This window comes from Planctomycetia bacterium (assembly GCA_034440135.1).
GTDB lineage: Bacteria > Planctomycetota > Planctomycetia > Pirellulales > JALHLM01 > JALHLM01.
In genome coordinates this window covers 1-19,015 of the sequence record JAWXBP010000103.1, presented here as the reverse complement: position 1 = coordinate 19,015, position 19,015 = coordinate 1, and the positions used below count along the sequence as shown (strand labels likewise).

Below are 19,015 nucleotides of genomic sequence, written 5' to 3'. Positions count from 1 at the left end.
GACCATTGGCATACGCGGATTTGCATCGCGGCCCTGCGCGCGGGGAAGGACGTGTATTGCGAGAAGCCGCTGACGCTGACGATCGCCGAGGGGCAGCAGTTGGTGAAAGTCGTGCAGGAGACGGGGCGGGTGTTGCAGGTGGGGACGCAGCAGCGCAACCAGACGGATTTGTTCGGGCGGGCCGTGGCGACGATTCGCGCCGGGCAACTCGGCAAGCTCAAGAAAGTGACCGTCGGGCTGCCGCTGTCGACGGATGAGGGCGGGCCGTTCGAGAAGCAGCCGGTGCCGGACGGGCTCGATTGGGACATGTGGCTCGGTCAGGCGCCGGTGGCCGATTACTGTCAGCAGCGTTGTCACTTCCAGTTTCGCTGGTGGTACGAGTACTCGGGCGGCATCGCGACCGACTGGGGGGCGCATCATATGGACATCGCCCAATGGGGCATGGATGTGTCGGAGTCCGGCCCGATGACGATCGACTCGACGGCGACCAAGATGCCGAACATTCCTGGCGGCTACAACACGCCGAAGCAGATGCGTTGCACCTATCTGTATCCCGGCGACGTGGAAGTGTTCATGACGACGGAGACGGGAGACGAGGGGGTGTTGTTCGAGGGGGAGGAAGGCCGGATGTATGTGAACCGCGGCCGGATCACGGGCAAGCCGATCGAGGATCAGGACAACGACCAGGCCGTGCGCGACAAGGTGCAGAAGGTTTTGGCCGACGAGGTGTACCGCGGCCGCAAGGTCGGCGATCACATGGCGGATTTCTTCAACGCCGTGGCGGATCGCTCAAAGCCGATGTCGGACGTGGTGAGCCAGCACCGCTCGGTGAGCGCCTGCCATTTGGCAAATATCTCGGCGCGGCTGCAACGCAAGTTGACTTGGGACGCGGCGAAGGAGCAATTTGTCGGCGACGACGAGGCGAATTCGATGTTGTCGCGGACGCAGCGTTCGCCGTATGAGGTGGGGGCGTAGGGGAGGGCGTTGAGGGCAATAGGTTGTTGTGGCACGGTCTCCGGACCGTGCCACGGCGGATGTGGCGTCGCGCTGGATGGGAGACCTTCGGTCGGGGCGGTGGCACGGTCGGGAGACCGTGCCACAACCAGTTTCCGTGCCACAACCAGTTTCCGTGCCACAACAACGAAGACCGTGCCACAACTGTGCATGGGTAGTTGGAATTCGGAACGCGGAACTGTGGCGATGGCTGCGGTTCCGCGTTTTGTTTTGCTGGCTGCGACGCCATTAGATTAACCGACGGGCGGAGCAATCGAATCAATAACGACATATGCTGGGGCGCTATGTCCATTCTCCTCTGGCCAATCGCAACCGTGTTGGTGACGCCGGGCGTGGCGCTGATAGTCGCCCGGCGATACTGTGAACCGCGCTATGACAAGGCGGTGTTGCGGACGCTCTTTCTGGTGTGTGCGGCGAGCTGGGCATTCGGCGGCGTTGCGCTTACTTGGCTCTGGGCGCTTTTTTCCATGGGTTCCGGCGCACGCGGCCCTGGCGATAACTTCGGACCCACGATCATCATCGTTGCCTTTGCCGCGACATCGTTTGGACTACCGGCGATTCCTCTGACCGTTGTGTCGATGATCGAGTATGGCAAGCGACGAAGCACCGAGCGCGTCATGTTGATTCCGTTCGCGATGCTGGCGGTTTGTGTTGTGGCCGCAATGCTGCTCATGATCTGGCACCAAGTCTTTGGGAAATAGGAATGTCGCAGTTTCGCGTGGGAAGCGCGCCGCTTGCTGGCGTCGGCCGCCCCGTTGGGGCTACGGGGTGGTGTTTTGCGATCGTTCCAGGGGTTCGCTTCGCTCACCCCTGGCTACTGACGGTCGCCCCGTTGGGGCATTGGATACACGGGCGGTTAGGACTTGATGTTCCACGAGTGGCGTTCGTTGTTGGGGTTGAAGGCATGAGGACCCAGGGAAGGCTGTACTTGGACGTCCTGTGAATGGCGATTGTGGACAGCCTTCCCTGGGCTTATTGGGTGTGTTGCTTGGCTATTCGACCTCGCTCCCGCCGCTTGACACCTGGGGGCGACCGAATATCATAACCCTGCACGAGTTGCATCGATTTTCTCGCCTCGCTGTTGGGGGCGTTCGGCGTTTTTTGGGGAGTTTTTCCCCGTTTGGGAGTTCCGTCGCATGGCCGCCAATCGTCGTTTGGAAGTGTCCGAGGTCGGGGACGTGACCGTGGTGCGGTTCGCCGATCGCAAGATTCTGGACGAAGCGAGCATCCAGGAGCTGGGGGCGGAGCTGTTCCGGCTGGTCGAAGAGGACCACCGCAAGAAGATTCTGCTCAATTTCACCAACGTCGATTTCCTCAGCAGTGCCGCGCTCGGCAAGCTGATTACGCTGGATAAGAAGGTCAAGGCCGACAGCGGCAAGCTGAAGCTCAGCAATATCCGCCCGGAGATCTACGACGTCTTCGCGATCACGAAACTGAACCGGCTGCTGGACATCAAAGACGACGAAGCCGCTGCGCTGGCCGCGTTCTAGTGCTGGTTCACCACGGAGAACACGGAGGGGGTCTGGTCCGTTTTGAACCGCGGAGAGGGTCGGAGAGGTTGGGTTGGTGATTGGTGTAAGGAAGCTGGTCGGCCACCGAATCTTTGAATAGGTAGTCGCGCGGGCATTCATTCGACATTCGGGCTTCGACATTCATTCGTCATTCGGATTTCGTCCTTCGACATTCGCCACAAGAGTGGTTTCTTAGCACACCGCCAGTCAGCCTATTTAACGCCCATGTCAGACGCCGACTGGACTTGGCAGACGGATCAGTCGTTTCCCAGTGAAACGGGCGCTGGTCGGCTAGTCCTGGAGGAAGTTCTCGATCAGCTTGAGCGGCACTCCTGGTTCGAGCAGGACATCTTCGGCGTCCGGCTGGCGATGGAAGAGGCGATCGTCAACGCCATCAAGCACGGCAATCGCCACGACGCGGACAAGAACGTCCGCGTGCATTGCCGGCTGTCGCCCACGCGGTTCTGGATTCAGATCACCGACGAAGGGCCCGGCTTTCGGCCCGACGACGTGCCGGACTGCACCGCGGAAGAATACATCGAGCGCGATTGTGGGCGTGGGATCATGTTGATGCGTTGCTTCATGACGCACGTGGAGTACAGCGCGTCGGGGAATACCGTGGTGATGGAGAAGCACCGCGGGGCGGGGGAATGACGAAGTTCGAAGTCTGAATGTCGAATCAAAATTGAATGACGGAATGAGCTGGCGGCGATTTCTTCTGTCAGGCAATTTGCTGGCGACCATTTGGGATGTGGCGGTAATGGTTGCCTTGGCTTGGTTTTTCTTCTTTGACCAGGGTGCCTGACCTACGGCGTGAGTAAGTAACAGACGTCTGTGACGATCTTGGATGGGTCGCTGTTCCATTCGTCTTGCCAGTGGCCGTAGATTTCCCAGTTTGGGCCGGCTGGGGTGCGGGCGTTTTGTTTGCACCAGTTTTGGATGGCTTCGTGCGCGAGGTGCAATTGGCCGTAGGGTCCGACGTGCGTTGTCGTGGCGACGGGGCCGGATGGCGTGGATGAGCTGATGACTTCGCCGTGGCCGGCGAAGGGGGATGCGAGTTCGACGCCGACTTCGAGATTGATCGCGTCGTCGAGGTAGACGGCGACGTGCCGGCCGGCGCCGGGGATATTTTGGGAGCGCACGACATTCCAGACGGCGCCACAGGCTTCGGGGACGATTTTGGGGAGTTGCTGTTGGCTGGCGCGGCGACGGACTACGGCTAGCGGGATGCTGGGGTGTTGTTCGAGGCGGACTTCTTGGGGCATGTGGATGCCTCCGTCGGTTGCCGGGAAGGGAGACCTTCGGTCGGGGCGGTAGCACGGTCGGGAGACCGTGCTACAACTGCGCTTGTGGTTGCTCGCCGGATACCGAACGATGCGCGTAGGCCATGCAGGCCTGGATGTCGGCCCGCTCCAGGAACGAGTATTCCGCCAGAATCTTTTCCGGCGAATCGCCAGCGGCGAGCATGCCGAGCACATGTTCGACCGACATGCGCAGGCCGCGAATGATGGGTTCGCCGCCGAAAATCGCGGGATCGACTGTGATGCGGTCGAGGACTTCTGCTTTGGACATGGTCAGGCTCTTCAAATCGGCTTGGCGATATGCTTCCCCAGGCAATTCTATCCCATGCCTTTGGCCCGGCCTACGCGAAATTTTCCGGGCGGAGCCAGTAGGCGAATTCTGGGGCGGTGAAGGCTTGGCGCGCGGCTTCGCGTTCGGGGTTGAGGATCATGGGGCGGCGCGGGCCGGGGATGAAGAGGACGTCGTAGAGCTCGTGGCAGCCGGAGGTGAAATCGACAGCGCCGATTTCCTGGCCGGTGTTTAGATCGATGATCACGATGGCGCAGCGCAGTTCCGGAAAGCGACTCTGTACCGGCAATCCGCCGAAGATGTGTTTTTCGCGGATGCGGCAGAGGCCGACTAAGGCGTAGTCGCCAGCGAAGGCCAGGCCGCGGGCATAACCAGCGAGTGCGCAGACGACTTCGCGCTTGCCCGTGGCAGGATCAACGCGGCAGAGTTCGCCGGCGCCGCTGTTGAGCACCCAGAGCGTGTCGCGATACCAGCGCGGCGAGTGCGGCATGGATAAACCGCGCGCGGCGATTTCTCCACTCGCGACGTCGATGATTATGCCGCCGTCGGACTTACTCGCGCGCCAACCGCCGGGTTCGTCGCCGATGCCGAGCGCCGTGACGTACGCGGGCCGTCCATCGCGCATGGCGAGTCCGTTCAAGTGGCAGCGATCTTCGGGTACCAAAGTTGTGACGAACGGCGGTTGCCAGCGCGGGACGAAGCTGTGATCTTCGCTGAGCTGAGCTAAGCAAGAAAAGCGCGTGTTGACGAGCCAGAGTCCGTCGTCGCCAAAGGCCAGGTCGTGGGCGTTGACGTCACCGGTGAAGTAGGCGACGCGCGGCAAATACAGCGCGTCGTAACGGCCCGGCTGCTCGGGCAAGTAGTGCGGCGCGAGCGATGGCGCGTCGGCCAGTCGCAAGATGTGATGTCGCGTCGCTATGGCCAGGCGGCCCGACTCGCAGGCCATGCCGAGCGGCTTGTCGAACTCGCGCATGATGAGGGTGACTTGCCGCCCGTCCCAGCCGAACATGCCGACCTTGCCGGCCTGATAGGTGCTGACCGCCACGACGCCGCCGCACTGCTCCATCCAGGCGGCGAAGCCGGGGGTGATGGAGCAATCGATACGGGCGCTGGGTTCCATAGAAGTAGGTGGAGTAGTAAGTAGGTGGAGTAGGTGGAGTAGTAAGTAGGTGGAGTAGATCTTAGAGGAGATCTGCTTCACCTACGATCTGCTTCACCTACTTACTACTTCACCTACTTCCCCCAAGCACTACAGTTTGGCGAAGTATTCGTCGCTGGCTGTGATGCCGGCGAGGACGCGGGGTTCGTAGGTGCCGCGGTTGAGGGCGCTGGATTGGAACTCGTTGCCGGCGTTGTCGGCGGCGCGGCCCAGGTACTTGGTGTAGTACGTGGCGGAGAGCCGGCGATCGGCTTCGATGCTTTTCAGCACTTCGCTGGCGACAAAGGATCGACTGCCGCCGCTGGACAGCACGCCGACGTAGATCTCGCGGCCTGTCGCGTCCGCCGTGCGGTTCAGCACCGCCTGGTAGAGGGCGTTGACGAAACCTTCGTTGGTGCCGCCGCCGCGACGGGTGAAGAACTCGTCCGATCCCAAGATCGAGGCGCGGACGTCGTCGATCGATTTGCCGCGGGCGAGGAGCTGCGTATGCACATCCAAGCCCGCCGCGTCGACGGCGCGACCGAGCAGTTCCTGATACAGGTCGCTGACCAGTTTGTTGCGGTATTCCGGGCTGTGCTGAATCATAAAAGACACGTCGCCGCGGGAACGGCCGCTTTGGATCAGGTCGACGTAGAAGCCGAGACCTTGCGATTCCGCAGCGCGGCCGAGCAGGTCTTCGTAGAGATTGTTGACGAAGCGCTGGTTGGCGTCACCGTCGTCGTCGGAAATGTTGACCGCGGCGGTGGATTGCGCGCCGAGGGTGACGCCGCCCGTTGGCGACGAGAGCGTCAGGTTGATCGACTCCACACCTTCCAGCGCGGCGTCGTTCAGAATGGGGATGGTGAACGTTTTGCTCGTTTCGCCGGCCAGGAAGGTCAGCGTACCGGAGGCCGTGGTGTAATCCGAACCGGCGCTGGCGCTACCGTTCGACGTGGTGTAGTTGACCGTCGCGTTGGCGGCCGTCCCGCCGGTGCGAGTGACGGTGATCGTCACCGAGCCGCCGTTTTCGTTGACCGTGAAGATCGGGTTGCTGAACTGCACCGTGCCGGCGGTGTCGTTGTCGGTAATGGTGCCGGTGGCCGTGCCGTCTGCCAGCGTGGCGCCGCTGGGGGAAGTCAGATTGACGGTGAACGTCTCGTTGGCTTCGTCTAACGAATCGCCGGCGATTGTGACGGTAATCGTCTTTGATGTTTCGCCTGGGGCGAAGGTCAATGTGCCAGTGGCCGAGGTGTAGTCGCCGGGCTGCGTGGCGGTGCCGTCGGCGGTGGCGAAGTTCACGGTAACCGGGTTGCCGCTGGGACCGGAGAGCGTCACGGTGAAGCTGACGGTCGTGGTTCCGCTATCGCCTTCCGTGACGGTCGCGTCGCCGATGGAGATTGTCACCGCGCTGTCGTCGTCGGTGATCGTGCCGGTGGCGGTGGCGTCGGCGAAGGTGGCGTTCGTGGGATTCGTGAGCGTGACGGTGAAGGTTTCGTTTGATTCGACGGTCGTATCGCCGTTGATCGTCACGGTGAAGGTCATGGACGTCTGACCCGCCGGGATGGTGACCTGGCCGTTGGCGGCGACGAAGTCGGTACCGGAGGTCGCTGTGCCGCCGGTGGTGGCGTAATTGACCGTGACGGGCAATCCGCTGGCCGCGGAGAGCGTGACGGTGAAAGTGAGCGTCTTGGTCCCCGTGTTGCCTTCGGCGACGAATTGATCGGCGATGGAGATGGTCGGCGGAGCGTCGTCGTCGGTGATCGAGCCGGCGCCGGTGTCGTCTTGTAATGTCGCGTTGGACGAGACGCCCGTCAGGACGACGGAGAAGGACTCGTTGGCTTCGTCGAGCGTATCGCCATTAATGGTGACGGTGATGGTCTTCGAGGTTTCCCCCGGCTGGAAAGTCAGCATGCCGGTGTTGGCGACGAAGTCCGTTCCGGCGATGGCCGTGCCGGCGGCGGTGGCGAAGTTAACCGTGACGTTCTGTGCGGCGGCAGCCGACAAGGTGACGGTGAAGGTGGCGGTCGTCGTGCCGGTGTTGCCTTCGTTGACGGTGGCGTCGGTGATCGACATGTTCACCGCGCCGTCGTCGTTGGTGATCGTGCCGATCGCGACGTTCTTGTCGAGCGAAACGCCGGTTGACGGGTTCGACAAGGTGACGGTGAACGTCTCGTGCGGCTCGACGGCGGTGTCGCCGGCGATGGGGACGGAGATGGTTTTCGTGGTTTCGCCTGCTGCGAAGGTCAGCGTGCCGTTCGTGGTTGTGTAGTCGGTTCCGGCCGTGGCGGCGCCGTTGGCGGTAGCGAAATTGACCGTGACTGGCTGGGTGCTGGCTTGGGAGAGCGTCACGGTGAACACGAGATTCTGCGTGCCGGTGTTGCCTTCGACGATGCTCTTGTCGCCGATCGAAAGCGTTGGGCCCGAGGCGGCGGGATCGTCGTCGTTAATGGTGCCTGTGGCGACGCCGTCGGTGAGCGAGGCGTTGGTCGGCGCACCTAAACTGACGGTGAACGTCTCGGTCGGCTCGTCGATGGTATCGCCGATGACTTTGACGGTGATGTTCATCGACGTTACGCCCGGCTCGAAGGTGAGCGTGCCGGTTTGGTCCTGGAAGTCGCTGCCGAGCGTGGCGTTGACGCCGGCGAGCGAGAACGGCACGGTGATTGTCCGGTCGCTCGCGGCGGACAGCGTGACCGTGAATACGAGATCGACTGTTCCGCTGTTGCCTTCGGTGGCCGCGGCAGGCGGATCAGCGATTGCAACCAGCGGCGCCGCGTCGTCGTCGTTGATCGTGCCCGTGCCTGTGGCGTCGGCGAGCGTGATGCCGGTGGACGGGCTGGACAGCGTGACGGTGAGCGTTTCGTCGTCTTCATCGCGCACGTCGCTGGCGATGATGATGGTGATCGTTCGCTGCGTTTGTCCCGCGGTGAATGTCAGCGTGCCGGTTTGCGTGGCGTAGTCGCCTGGCGCAATTGCCGTGCCGTTGGAGGTGGCGAAGTTGACCGTGACGTCTTGCGACTGAGCGGCAGACAACGTCACCGTGAAGGTCATTTCGACGGTGCCGGTATTGGTTTCATTGACGGAGACGTCGTTGATGGACAGCGTGGGGGTGACGGTGTCGTCGTCATCGATCGTGCCTTGCGCCTGGTTGTCCGGAGTAGTGGCGTTGGCGGCTCCGGTGAGGTTCAACAGCAGGGTTTCGTCGGTCTCGGGCGTCGTATCACCGGTGACTTGGACTGTGACGGTCTGGGACGTCTCGCCAGGGGCGAAGGTGACGGTTCCGGTGGCGGCTGTGAAGTCGGTTCCGGACGTGGCCGTGCCATTGGCGGTAGCGTAGTTGACGGTGACCGTCTGGCCGCTGGCGGCCGAGAGCGTGAACGTAAACAAGAGGTTCGTCGTGCCGGTGTTGCCTTCGACAACCATGACGTCAGCAACGGAGATGGTCGGCGCTTCGTCGTTGTCGGTGATCGTACCGGCGCCGGAATTGTCTTGGATGGTTACGCCGGTCGAGGGATTCGAGAGCGTGACGGTGAGGTTTTCGTCGAGTTCGTCCAGCAAGTCGCCGAGCACCTTGACGGTGATTTGCGCGGTCGTCTGGCCGGCAAGAATCGTGACCGTGCCGGTTTGGGCGGTGAAGTCCGTGCCGGCGAGGGCCGTGCCGGCCACGGTGGCGAAATCGACCGTGGCGTCGGCGGAGAGGGCTTGCGACAGGGTGACGATGAAGACCAGGTCGACTTCGCCGGCGTTGCCTTCGACGATGGTGGCGTCGCCGATGGAGATCGTCGCGCCGTCGTCGTTGGTGATTTGGCCTTCGGCGACGGCGTTGCCCAGGGTAGCGCCGGACGGGGAAGCGAGCAACACCAGGAAAAGTTCATTCGGCTCGACGATCGTATCGCCGTTGACGACGATGTCGATGGTTTTGCTGTTTTCGCCCGGGGCGAACGTGACCGTACCGGATTTCGCGACATAGTCGACACCGGATTCGGCCGCGGCATTCGAGGTGCTGTAGTTGACCGTGACTTCGCTCTCACTTGGATTCGAAAGGGAGACCGTGAAGGTAAGGTTGGTCGTGCCTGAGTCGCCCTCGTTGGCGGCTGCGTGGGCGATCGAGACCGTCGGGATCGGATCGTCGTTGGTGATGGTGGCGACCGCCTGATTATCATCGATGTCACCGGCGACCGCGTTGCTCAAGATGACAAGGAACGCTTCGTCGTTTTCGTGTTTCGCATCGCCGTTAACGATGACTTGGAAGGTCTGCGTCGTGGCGCCGACCGCGAAAGTGACCGTGTCATTGGCGGCGACGTAATCCTCGCCAGCCGTCGCGCTGGCATTGGCCGTGGCAAAATTGACGGCCACTGCTTGCAAGCTGGCAAAGCCGAGCGTGACCGTGAACGTGACGATCGTGTCGCCGGAATCGCCTTCGTCGGCGGTGATGTCCGCAATCGTAATCTTCGGCAGGCCGTCGACCGTGGTGCCGGTGACGGTGATCGTGACTGTACCGGTGGCTTCGCCGCCGTCGCCGTCGAGGAGTTTGTAGGTGAAGGTGTCGTCCGCGGTTTGGCCGATGCCGAGGGTTCTTAGCGTCGTGGAGGAACGCGGGTCGTAGGTGTAGCTGCCGTCGGCGTTGATGGTGACGGCGGCGCCGAGCGTGCTGGTCAGCGTGGCGGCTTCGATGGTGAGCGTCGTGCCTGTGTCGACGTCGGTGTCGTTGGCCAAGAGGCCGGTGGCGGCGGGGACGGTAAGCAGAACGTCTTCGTCCACGACATCGTCGTCGGCGGCCGCGACTGGGGCGTCGTTGACGCCTGTGACGGTGATCGTGACCGTGGCGTTGACCGTGCCGCCGTGGCCGTCTTCGACGGTGTAGGTGAATTCATCTTCGACGGTATCACCGGTGGCCAAGGCTTGCAGCGCGGCGACGTTGCGGGGGTCGTAAGTGAAGCTGCCGTCTTGATTGACGGTCACCACGGCGCCGCTGGTGGACGTCGTCGGGGCGAGGATCGTGAGCGTGTCGGCCGTATCGGGATCGTCGTCGTTGGCCAGGATGCCGGGGGCGTCGACTGTCAGGACTGCGTCTTCGTTGGCGGCGTACGTATCGTCGCCGGCCGTGGGAGCGTCATTGACGCCGGTCACGGTGATCGTCACGGTTCCCGAGGAGGTTGCGCCGAGGTTGTCGCGCACCTGGTAGGTGAACGTATCGTCGATCGTGGCGCCAGCGGCGAGGGCCTGCAAGGCGGCGGCGGCGGTGGGATCGTAGGAGTAGCTGCCGTCGGCATTGATGGTGACGGCGGCGCCTTGCGTGCTCGTGACCGTGGCGGCTACGGCCGTCAGCGGCACGTGATTGTCCGGGTCGGTGTCGTTGGCGATCAACAACGGGTTGGTAACGGTGAGGACCGCGTCTTCCGTCGTAGCGCCGGTATCGGCGACGGCGGTGGGCGCTTGATTGTCGTCGTCGTCGATCGTGCCGAGAGACGAACCGGTCGCGCTGGTGGTGTTGACGGCGTCGGTGATGTTGATCGAGAACGTTTCGTCACCTTCGGCCAAAGTGTCGCCAATGATCTGGACCGTGAAGGTCTGGGTGAGCGTGCCCGGGGTGAATGTGAGCGTGCCGTTGGCGGCGGTGTAGTCGACACCGGCCGTGGCCGTGGCGTCGGCCGTGGCGTAGTTCATCGTGATTGTCTGCAGGCTGGCGAAATCCAGCGTGACGGTGAACTCCATGGCCACCTGGCCAGCGTTGCCTTCGACGATGGTCGGGGCCGAGGTGGTGAAGGTCGGCGCGGTGGTGTCGGCGGCGAGGCCCGTCACGGTGACGGTGACCGTGCCCACGTCCTCCGCGCCGGCGGCGTCGCGAATCGTGTACTGGAAGGTGTCGTCGATGGTCTCGCCGTCTTTCAACGTGCGGAGCGTGAGGGCGAGCGTTGGATCGTAGTCGTAGCTGCCATCCTCGTGCATGGTCACGGTGGCGCCGCGCGTCGACGTGAACGTGCCCTGCACCGCGATGCGCGTGTCAGTCGTGTCCGCGTCGTTGTCGTTGTTCAACACGCTGTTGACGAGCGAGACCGCGAGCAATTGGTCTTCGAAGGCGTCCGCCGTGTCGTCGGTGGCAACGGGGGCGTCGTTCGCGCCTTGGAGGTTGAAGGTGATGGTCGCGGTCGCAAGGAGTCCGGCGGCGTCTTTGATCGAAAACGCGAAGGTGTCTTCGAGCGTTTCGCCGGCTTGCAACGCCTGGATCTGGGGCGAAGTGGTGGGATCGTAGAAGTAGCTGCCGTTCTCGAGGATGCTCATGGTGGCGCCCATCGGCGTGGTGAGCGCCGCAACGAGGACGGCGGTCACGGTGTCGCCCGTGTCCGGGTCGCTGGAGGTCGCCAACAGCGCGCCAGCCGTGCCCGGCAGAATTGCGTCCTCGCCGGCATCGACCGTTACCAAGCCTGGAATGGGCGGATCGTTAACGCCGGTGACGGTGACGCGCACGGTGGCCGTGGCTTGCGCGCCGGCCAGATCGCGTACCGTGTAGGTGAACGAGTCCTCGACGATGGCGCCGGCTGGGAGTGCGCTTAACTCGACGGCGCCGCGTCCGTCGTAGGAGTAGCTGCCGTCGGCGTTGATCATCACCGCCGCGCCACGGACGCTCGTGATCGTGGCCGCGACGGCCGCGAGCGTATCGCCGACGTCGGCATCGGTGTCGTTGGTCAGGACGCCGGCGGCCGGCACTTCGAGTAGGACGTTTGCCGTGGCAGTGGCGACGTCGTCGACACCGACCGGGGCGTGATTCGTCGCGGAAACGGTGATCGTCACGGTGGCCGTATCGGTGCCGCCTTGGCCGTCGCTGATCGTGTAGGTGAAGGTGTCGGTCGCGGTCTGGCCGAACGACAGCGCCTGGAAGGCCGCGACGCCGGTCGGATCGTAGGAGATGCTGCCATCGCCGTTGAGGGTGATCACGGCGCCTGCGAGGCTGGTCGCTGCCGCGGAGGCGATCGTCAGGACGTCTTGCTGGTCGATTTCCGTATCGTTGTTCGTGAGTTCCGTGAACGTGATTTGCAACACTTCGTTGGCGGGCGTGGCGAAGGCGTCGTCGCCGGCCACGGGGTCGTCGTTGAGGCCGATGACCTTCAGCATCACCGTCCCCGTGGTCATGCCGCCTTGGCCATCGCTGACGGTGTACTCGAAGGTGTCGAGCAGTTCCTGGTCTTTCGACAGGGCCTCGATCGCCGCGGCGCCGCGCGGATTGTATTCGACGAAGCCATCGCCGACGCGAATCTGGACCGCCGCGCCGAATTGGCTGGTCGCGGCCACGCTAGCGACGGTCACCGTGCCACCGTCCAGGTCGCTGTCGTTCAACAGCATGTTGGCCGGATCGATGCCGATGATTTCGAATTCATCGCCGACCTGCACTGGAATGCCTGAGTAGTCGTCGTCGCCAACAAGGGGCGCGTCGTTGACGCCGGTGAGCGTGATGCGGACCGTGGCGCTCGCGGTGTGGCCTTCCAGATCGGTGACGTTGTAGACGAACGTGTCTTCCTCGGTGGCGCCGGCCGCGAGGGCTTGGATCAACGCAACGCCGGTTGGGTCGTAGGTGAAGCTGCCGTCGGCGTTGAACGTGATCGTCGCGCCCAGCGTGCTGGTGTCGTCTGCCGCGATGACCGAGACGGCGTTCGTGTCGTTGGACAGCAGGCCCGGTGCGGCGATGCTTAATACTTCGTCTTCCGTGGCGTCGTACTCGTCGTCGACGGCGACGGGTGCGGGATCGTCATTGTCGGCGATCGTGACGCTGCCTTCGCTGACCTGTGCGACTGCGCTGGAGCTCAAATTGCTGAGCACGACTTTGAACGTGCGATCGCCGTCGATGGTGACATCGCCACGGACCGGCACGTTGATTTGCTGCGACGTGACGCCGGGGAGGAACGTGAGCGTGCCGGTCGTGGCGTCGTAATCCGTGCCGGCGATGGCCGTGCCGTCTTGCGTGGCGAAGTCGACCGTGACTGACGTCGTGGCGGCTTCGCTGAGCGTGACCGTGAGGACGGCGTCTTTCGTGCCGGCGTCTTCCTCGACAACCAGGGTGCTGGCGGTGATTTGGACGCGCGGAGGAATCGCCACGGCCAGGCCGCGGATTGGTCCCGTGACGCGCAGGTCGCTGACGGCGGTCGCCGCGCCGGTGGTGAGATCGATGCTGTAGAGCTTGACCGCGCCGTCGACGGTCAAGGCCGCATAGGCGACGGCAGAACCGCCGGCGATATCGAAGCCGGCGGCGTCCGAGAAATCGACGCCGAGGGCGCCGATCGAGATGACTTCGCCGCCGTTGGGCGAGGGAGTGCCGTCGACGCCGCCGATGCGGACGAGGGAATCGGTTGTGGAATCGAGGCCGAAGAGGGTCGTCAATGTGGAGGCGGGACCGTTGTTCGAGTACGCGGCAGCGACGATGTTTCCGTCCGGCGCCAGCGGCGTGTCTTCCAGCACCAGCGCCCCGGTGTTCGGGTTGATGCGGAGGTTCTGTTCCGAGTTGGTCACGACGCGGAGGCGATCGACGGTGGGGTTGAAGTCGACGCCGAAGGCGTCGCCCGCCAGGCTGGTGGAGAGCGCCGCGCCAACGGTGGTGGCCGCGCCGGTCGAGGTATTGATGGTGTAAAGCTGGTTACTGTTTCCCAGCGCGAAGAGTTCGCCGGTGGATGGACGGAAGTCGATGCCGAGGATTTCTTCGCTGTTTTGGAGGCCAGTGATCGGCGTCGTCACGCCGAGGGCGCCGGGGTCGTTGGCGTTCAGACGGACGAGTTGGTTGGTGGCATCGACAAGGAACAGGTTGCCGAGGCCTTGGGGTTCGGAGTAGAAAAAATCGTCCATTGCGACGACGTCGTCGTTGCCGCCTTCGCCAACGCCGGCGCCGAGAGCGACCGAACCGCTGGTGATGCGGACCTTGGCGATGCGCTCACCGGCATCGAAACTGGCGCCGAGGAACGAGAGGCCGTTGTCGAGCGCGGAGGCGACGATCGGCGCGCCGAGCGAGACCCCGCCGGCGTCGAAGAATTCCAGGCTCGTGCTACCAGCGTTATCCACGTCGGTGAAGACAGCGCCGAAGCCTTTGACGGTGGCCGGCTGCGACGTGCCGGGCACGACGAAGCGGACTTCCATGACGTTCGTGCCGACGACGGTGAAGAGACGTTCCGCCGAGAAGGTTTTGAATTGCGTTTCGTAGGGCGCGTTGATGTTGCCGAAGCGGACGGGCGTTGCCGTGGGGTTGCCGGCCTTGGCGCTGACGGAGAAGCCGGCCCCAATCGTTTCGAAGATCACGCCGCGCGGCGAGTTGACGTTGAAGAAATCGGCGGGGAGCGCGTTGGGGGCGGCGAAGTTGTCCGGCACGCCGTCCCAGTTGATTTCGCGCCGCCCGGCGGTCGCGCTACCGGGCGCGCCGCCGTTGACCGGGTCGCCCAGATCGACGCGAAATTCATCGACGACGATTTGCAAATCGACGGGCGCGTCGCCGGCGCCGGAGCGAATAACCGCGGCGAGCAAGCGGCGCTCCTCCAGGCATTCGGCGAGCATTTGCCGGGGGCGGCGTTTGTTGGAAAGCTGCGGTTTCCGAGCGTTGCGCTGAGTCATCGTCTTCCAATGCATGGTTGCCAATCTCTCGCCTGAACGAACCTGTACGAAATGGCCACAACCGCGATCGACATACTGCCAGAATTCGGTCTTCCCTGGTTCACGTGAGCCGACGGCGGGAGCGCCGCGGCCACGTTCCAGTCGGAATGCCGCTGAAAAACTGAAGGGAATCGCGAATTCTCATTCTGTTCCGGCGGCAAAACTGGGGCAATTAAAATCCACCTAACCGGGACAGAATCCCTTGTTTGACGCGCAGTTTAGCGGAAATGTTCCGTTGGGTTAGGATGTGCGTCTCAGGAACACGGGGCGATGCAGCGGCGGCGGGCAAAGAAAGAAAAAAAGCTTGGGACGATCGTGGCAGTCTGATAGACTGGAAGGGTTCGCGAGGGAGAGGTTCTGGAATAGAGAGCAGTGGCGCCCACGAATTCTCGTGGGAAGTGACTCCGTGCGGTCTGCGGCGGGAGGGTCACGTTATGCCGATCTCAGTCACATGTCCCAACGGCCATCACCTGAAGGTGAAGGAAAAGTACGCGGGGCAAACGGGCCTGTGCCCGCATTGCCAATCGCGTGTGCTGGTCCCTTCGTTGGATGAAGACGCCGTCCTGGATTTCCTGGGGCCGGCGCCGCCGCCGCCTCCGCCAGAGGACGACCCGGACTCGATGCCGGTGTACCACGAGCCTGCGCGGCCGAGCGGCGCGAGCAGCATCATGAGCGGGACGCACATCCACGGCTCGTCGATTTTGATGCGGAAGACGAAGGTCTGCCCCAAGTGCAAGCATCAAATCGCGGCGAAGTTCGATCTCTGTCCGCATTGCGGGCTGTATTTCACGAACTGGGACGAGATTGAACGCCGATTGCACCTGCGTTGCCCGAGTTGTGCGGCCGAGCATCCGATCGGGACGCAAAACTGCACGGAGTGCGGGACTTCGTTGAGCGATGCGCCGAGCGTTCCGCCAGCGCATAAGTGACGTGGCCGCGGTCCAACCACTGGGGCTTCGTTGGACGTGTCAACGAATCGCTCGGATGCCCCAGCCGGTTCGCGATGGTTGCAACTCTCGTTCGCCCCAGCCCCAGGCACCCGCGCGCGTTGATTTGGCGAGAACGGCCGCCCCGTTGGGGCTAGCTATTCGTTGGGGCTAGCTATCGCATGAACGGACCGGCAATTAGAATTGCCTGGAGCGGCGTTTGCGCCGCCCTGCCTGTCCTGCCGCCTGCGCTTCCCTGCCTGACTCGGAGTCTCCGCCATGTTTGCCCGTCGTTGGTCGATTGCGTTCGTTTTCGCTGGCGCGCTATGCGGCGCGGGGCAACTCTTCGCCGACGTTCCCAGCGAGGAGGAGAAGGGGGAAGGCTTTGTGAGCCTGTTCAATGGAGAATCGCTCGACGGTTGGATCGGCGACACCGAGGGCTATGCCGTGGAAGACGGCGCGATCGTTTGCATTCCGGATCGCGGCGGAAATGTGTTCACGAAGGGCGAATATGCGGATTTCGTGCTGCGATTCGAGTTCAAAATGGAGCCTGGCGCGAACAGCGGCCTTGGTATTCGAGCGCCGACCGATCAAGGGGACGTCGCTTATACCGGCATGGAATTGCAGATCCTGGACGACGGGCACGAGACGTATAAGGACATCCGTCCGTACCAGGCGCACGGTTCGGTGTATGGCATCGTCGCGGCGAAGCGCGGCCATTTGAAGCCGGCCGGCGAATGGAACGAGCAGGAAGTGACCTGCGTGGGCCGCAAGGTCAAGGTCGTGCTGAACGGCGAGACGATCGTCGATGCGGATCTCGACGAAGCCACGAAAGATGGGACGCTCGACCACCAAGAGCACCCCGGCGTCAAACGCACGACGGGGCACATTGGGTTTCTGGGGCACGGAGCGAAGGTGGAGTTTCGGAACCTGCGGGTGAAGGAAGCGAAGTAGCGGGGAATGACGGAATTCTAAAACTGAATGTCGAATCAAATTTGAATGACGAAGCTCGAATGGATCGGGCAAGTCGCGGATTTCATTCATTCGTCATTCGTCATTCGGATTTCGTCATTCGTCACTCATATTGCCCGGCCGTCTTGTCGTGGAGCGCTGTGCCGTTAGTTCTTTCGGCAATGGGCCGACGACGTAGAGGGCTGGGTCGTCGATGATCCACTCCGTGGTCCAATTCCGGCCGTCGGCCTGGTTGGCGACGTTGAAGAAGAACGTGCTGAATTGCCGGGCGCGGTAGCCGTGGGCGTAGTACGAGGCGATGAAGTTTTCCTCGGTGAGATCTTCGACGCCTTCGCCAGCATAGTAGTGGACCATGCCGTCCGAAGTGCAGGACATGCCGAAGGTCCACCAGCCGGGGGTGATCGCCGGGCCGGCGGTGTCGCCGCGATTGCTGGCGCGGAGCACCAGGTTAGCGCTCGGCCCCTGGGAACGCGCCGTGCCGCGGGGGTGGTACTGGATGAAGATGCCGGGCCAGAATTTTTCCAGTTCTTGCTTTGTTTGCTTGGGCGCGGTTCCGCGCAAGCTGAGCCGGAAGCCGAACGAGAGACCGTCGCGCTGTTCCCATTCCTCGAACGGCGGCACGTAGACCCGGACCACGGCGCTCGGCGAACTGGAGACGGGAATCAGGCCACCGACGCGCGCGCTGCAACTGGCGTGCAGGTCGTCCTGTTGGACTTCCTTGGTGCGGCGGCCGGGGATACCGGTGTCGAGTGACGTCATGAGCAGCGAACCTGCGCTGCCGGGTAATCCGCCTGCGGGCGTGGCGACGCGTTCGAGCACGTCCGGCTGGCCGCGTCCGGTGCCTTCTTTGAAGCGGCCGTTTGTGGCGCGACCATAAGGCTTGCGCCGCTGGCCATCGATATCGTGGCTACTTTTCTGGCCGTTGAACTCGTACGACCATTCCGGTTTCTCGAAGTTATCGCCGACGCTCGTGATTTTCCGCCCACTGCCGGGAACCACGGGTTCGGCGCAGGAAGTGGTCGTCTGGAACGCCCAGGGCCCGAGACTGGCTAGAACCGCCAGTGCCAACTTGCAGCGCGACATCGCCGACCCTCGAGTTCCGTTGCTCAATGGAGTTTGCCGCCGGCAGGGACGGCAAAGGGGTTACCATCGTCAAGATCGGCAAATTGAGCGCGCGGCGTGCGGAGCGCGGGATTGCGCTGGAAAAGTCTGCGCAGTCCGACAGGTGGTCGCGCTGAAAAAAGCCCAGGGAAGGCCTCCGATGATTGTCTTGCTCTCACAAGACTTTAGGGGCCTTCCCTGGGCTGGGGCTCGCCAAGGTCAATTTACTTGGCGCGCGGGTTTCGCGTGCGGAATTTTGGCGCCTCCAGTGAGACGTTTTCGCCGCTCAATTGGCCGAAGAGCAGGTCGGCGGCGGATTCTTTGGCGGGGTTGCGTTCCAGCTTGCGCCGGGCGATGAGGATTGGCAGGCCGCCGAGCGTGAGCCTGGTTCCCTCGATGGACGCGGCCACTGCATGCGATTCGAGCCCCTGGGAGGCGGAGGTGGATTGCGGCGCACCGACCAGCGTGCTGATGGACGGCGAACCGTTCGATGTGGCGCCGAAATTGTTGCGGACGTTGTTCAAGTCGGTGATGTCGACGTCGTGGTCGACGTCGGTATCGCCGAGCGGCGCGCCGCCGGCGGCGCCGAAGTTGTTGCGGACATTGTTCAAGTCGGTGATGTTGACGTCGCCGTCGCCGTTCGTATCGCCGACCTGCGTGACGCCCGAATTGACCGTCAGCACGAAGGACTCGTTGGTGGTGAGAGGTCCGTCGGAAACCATGATGGTGATCGTGGCCGTGCCGGTTTGATCGGCGACGGGCGTGACGACCAACGTGCGATTGGCGCCGGCGCCTCCGAAGGCCAGGCCGAAGTTGCGCACCAGCGTGGGATTGGACGAGACGGCGGAGACCAGCAGACTGCCGATGGGGCTGTCGAGATCGCCGATGGTGAACTCGATCACGTTGGTGGACGTGTTTTTCGCGATCGTGATGTCGTCAATCGGCGTGATCGTGGGAGGATGACTCACGTCGACCACGGTGAGCAGGAACGATTCTTCCACGGTCGTGGCGCCGTCGTTGACCATGAGCGTGATCGTGGCCGTGCCGAAAATGTTCAGCTCGGGGGTGACCGTGATCGTGCGATTCGCGCCGCTGCCGCCGAGGGCGATGCCGAGGTTGCGGACCAGCGTGGGATT

The 19,015-nt window shown here is 63.1% G+C and carries 12 protein-coding genes; 6 read left to right on the top strand and 6 right to left on the bottom strand.

Annotated features, from left to right (window positions below; translation table 11 throughout):
- The 4 genes from SGJ19_06045 to SGJ19_06030 all read left to right on the top strand — a co-directional run.
- On the top strand, positions 1 to 975 hold a 975-nt coding region (locus SGJ19_06045; protein MDZ4779795.1), incomplete at its 5' end, for a Gfo/Idh/MocA family oxidoreductase.
- A gap of 323 nt (positions 976 to 1,298) precedes the next feature.
- Entirely contained in the window at positions 1,299 to 1,715 is a 417-nt protein-coding gene (locus SGJ19_06040; protein ID MDZ4779794.1) for a hypothetical protein, read from the top strand.
- Positions 1,716 to 2,150: 435 nt separating this feature from the next.
- Positions 2,151 to 2,504 carry an STAS domain-containing protein gene (locus SGJ19_06035; GenBank protein ID MDZ4779793.1) on the top strand — a complete coding sequence of 118 codons (354 nt, stop codon included), beginning with the start codon at positions 2,151 to 2,153 and terminating at the stop codon, positions 2,502 to 2,504.
- A gap of 246 nt (positions 2,505 to 2,750) precedes the next feature.
- Positions 2,751 to 3,179, top strand: coding sequence for an ATP-binding protein (locus tag SGJ19_06030; protein MDZ4779792.1), 429 nt, complete (start codon positions 2,751 to 2,753; stop codon positions 3,177 to 3,179).
- A gap of 152 nt (positions 3,180 to 3,331) precedes the next feature.
- Here SGJ19_06030 and SGJ19_06025 read toward each other — a convergent pair whose 3' ends face one another.
- The 4 genes from SGJ19_06025 to SGJ19_06010 all read right to left on the bottom strand — a co-directional run bounded on the left by SGJ19_06025 (position 3,332) and on the right by SGJ19_06010 (position 14,856).
- A complete protein-coding gene (locus SGJ19_06025) occupies positions 3,332 to 3,790 on the bottom strand; it encodes a GyrI-like domain-containing protein (GenBank protein MDZ4779791.1) in 459 nt (152 codons plus the stop codon).
- A gap of 70 nt (positions 3,791 to 3,860) precedes the next feature.
- A complete protein-coding gene (locus tag SGJ19_06020) occupies positions 3,861 to 4,097 on the bottom strand; it encodes a DUF433 domain-containing protein (protein MDZ4779790.1) in 237 nt (78 codons plus the stop codon).
- Between the two features lie 70 nt (positions 4,098 to 4,167).
- Positions 4,168 to 5,235, bottom strand: coding sequence for a TIGR03032 family protein (locus tag SGJ19_06015; GenBank protein ID MDZ4779789.1), 1,068 nt, complete (start codon positions 5,233 to 5,235; stop codon positions 4,168 to 4,170).
- A 129-nt stretch (positions 5,236 to 5,364) separates the two neighbouring features.
- Positions 5,365 to 14,856: a Calx-beta domain-containing protein gene (locus SGJ19_06010; GenBank protein MDZ4779788.1), complete on the bottom strand. Its 9,492-nt coding sequence runs from the start codon at positions 14,854 to 14,856 to the stop codon at positions 5,365 to 5,367.
- A gap of 458 nt (positions 14,857 to 15,314) precedes the next feature.
- On the opposite strand from SGJ19_06010, the gene SGJ19_06005 reads away from it, so the two are divergent.
- Together SGJ19_06005 and SGJ19_06000 are read left to right on the top strand one after the other, a co-directional pair.
- On the top strand, positions 15,315 to 15,809 hold the full coding sequence (locus SGJ19_06005) for a zinc ribbon domain-containing protein (GenBank protein ID MDZ4779787.1): 495 nt from the start codon (positions 15,315 to 15,317) through the stop codon (positions 15,807 to 15,809).
- Between the two features lie 276 nt (positions 15,810 to 16,085).
- Positions 16,086 to 16,760 carry a DUF1080 domain-containing protein gene (locus SGJ19_06000; GenBank protein MDZ4779786.1) on the top strand — a complete coding sequence of 225 codons (675 nt, stop codon included), beginning with the start codon at positions 16,086 to 16,088 and terminating at the stop codon, positions 16,758 to 16,760.
- Positions 16,761 to 16,874: 114 nt separating this feature from the next.
- Here SGJ19_06000 and SGJ19_05995 read toward each other — a convergent pair whose 3' ends face one another.
- Both SGJ19_05995 and SGJ19_05990 read right to left on the bottom strand, forming a co-directional pair.
- Positions 16,875 to 17,861, bottom strand: coding sequence for a hypothetical protein (locus SGJ19_05995; GenBank protein ID MDZ4779785.1), 987 nt, complete (start codon positions 17,859 to 17,861; stop codon positions 16,875 to 16,877).
- A 242-nt stretch (positions 17,862 to 18,103) separates the two neighbouring features.
- Positions 18,104 to 19,015 (bottom strand): hypothetical protein (locus SGJ19_05990; protein ID MDZ4779784.1); only part of this gene is annotated, 912 nt, incomplete at its 5' end.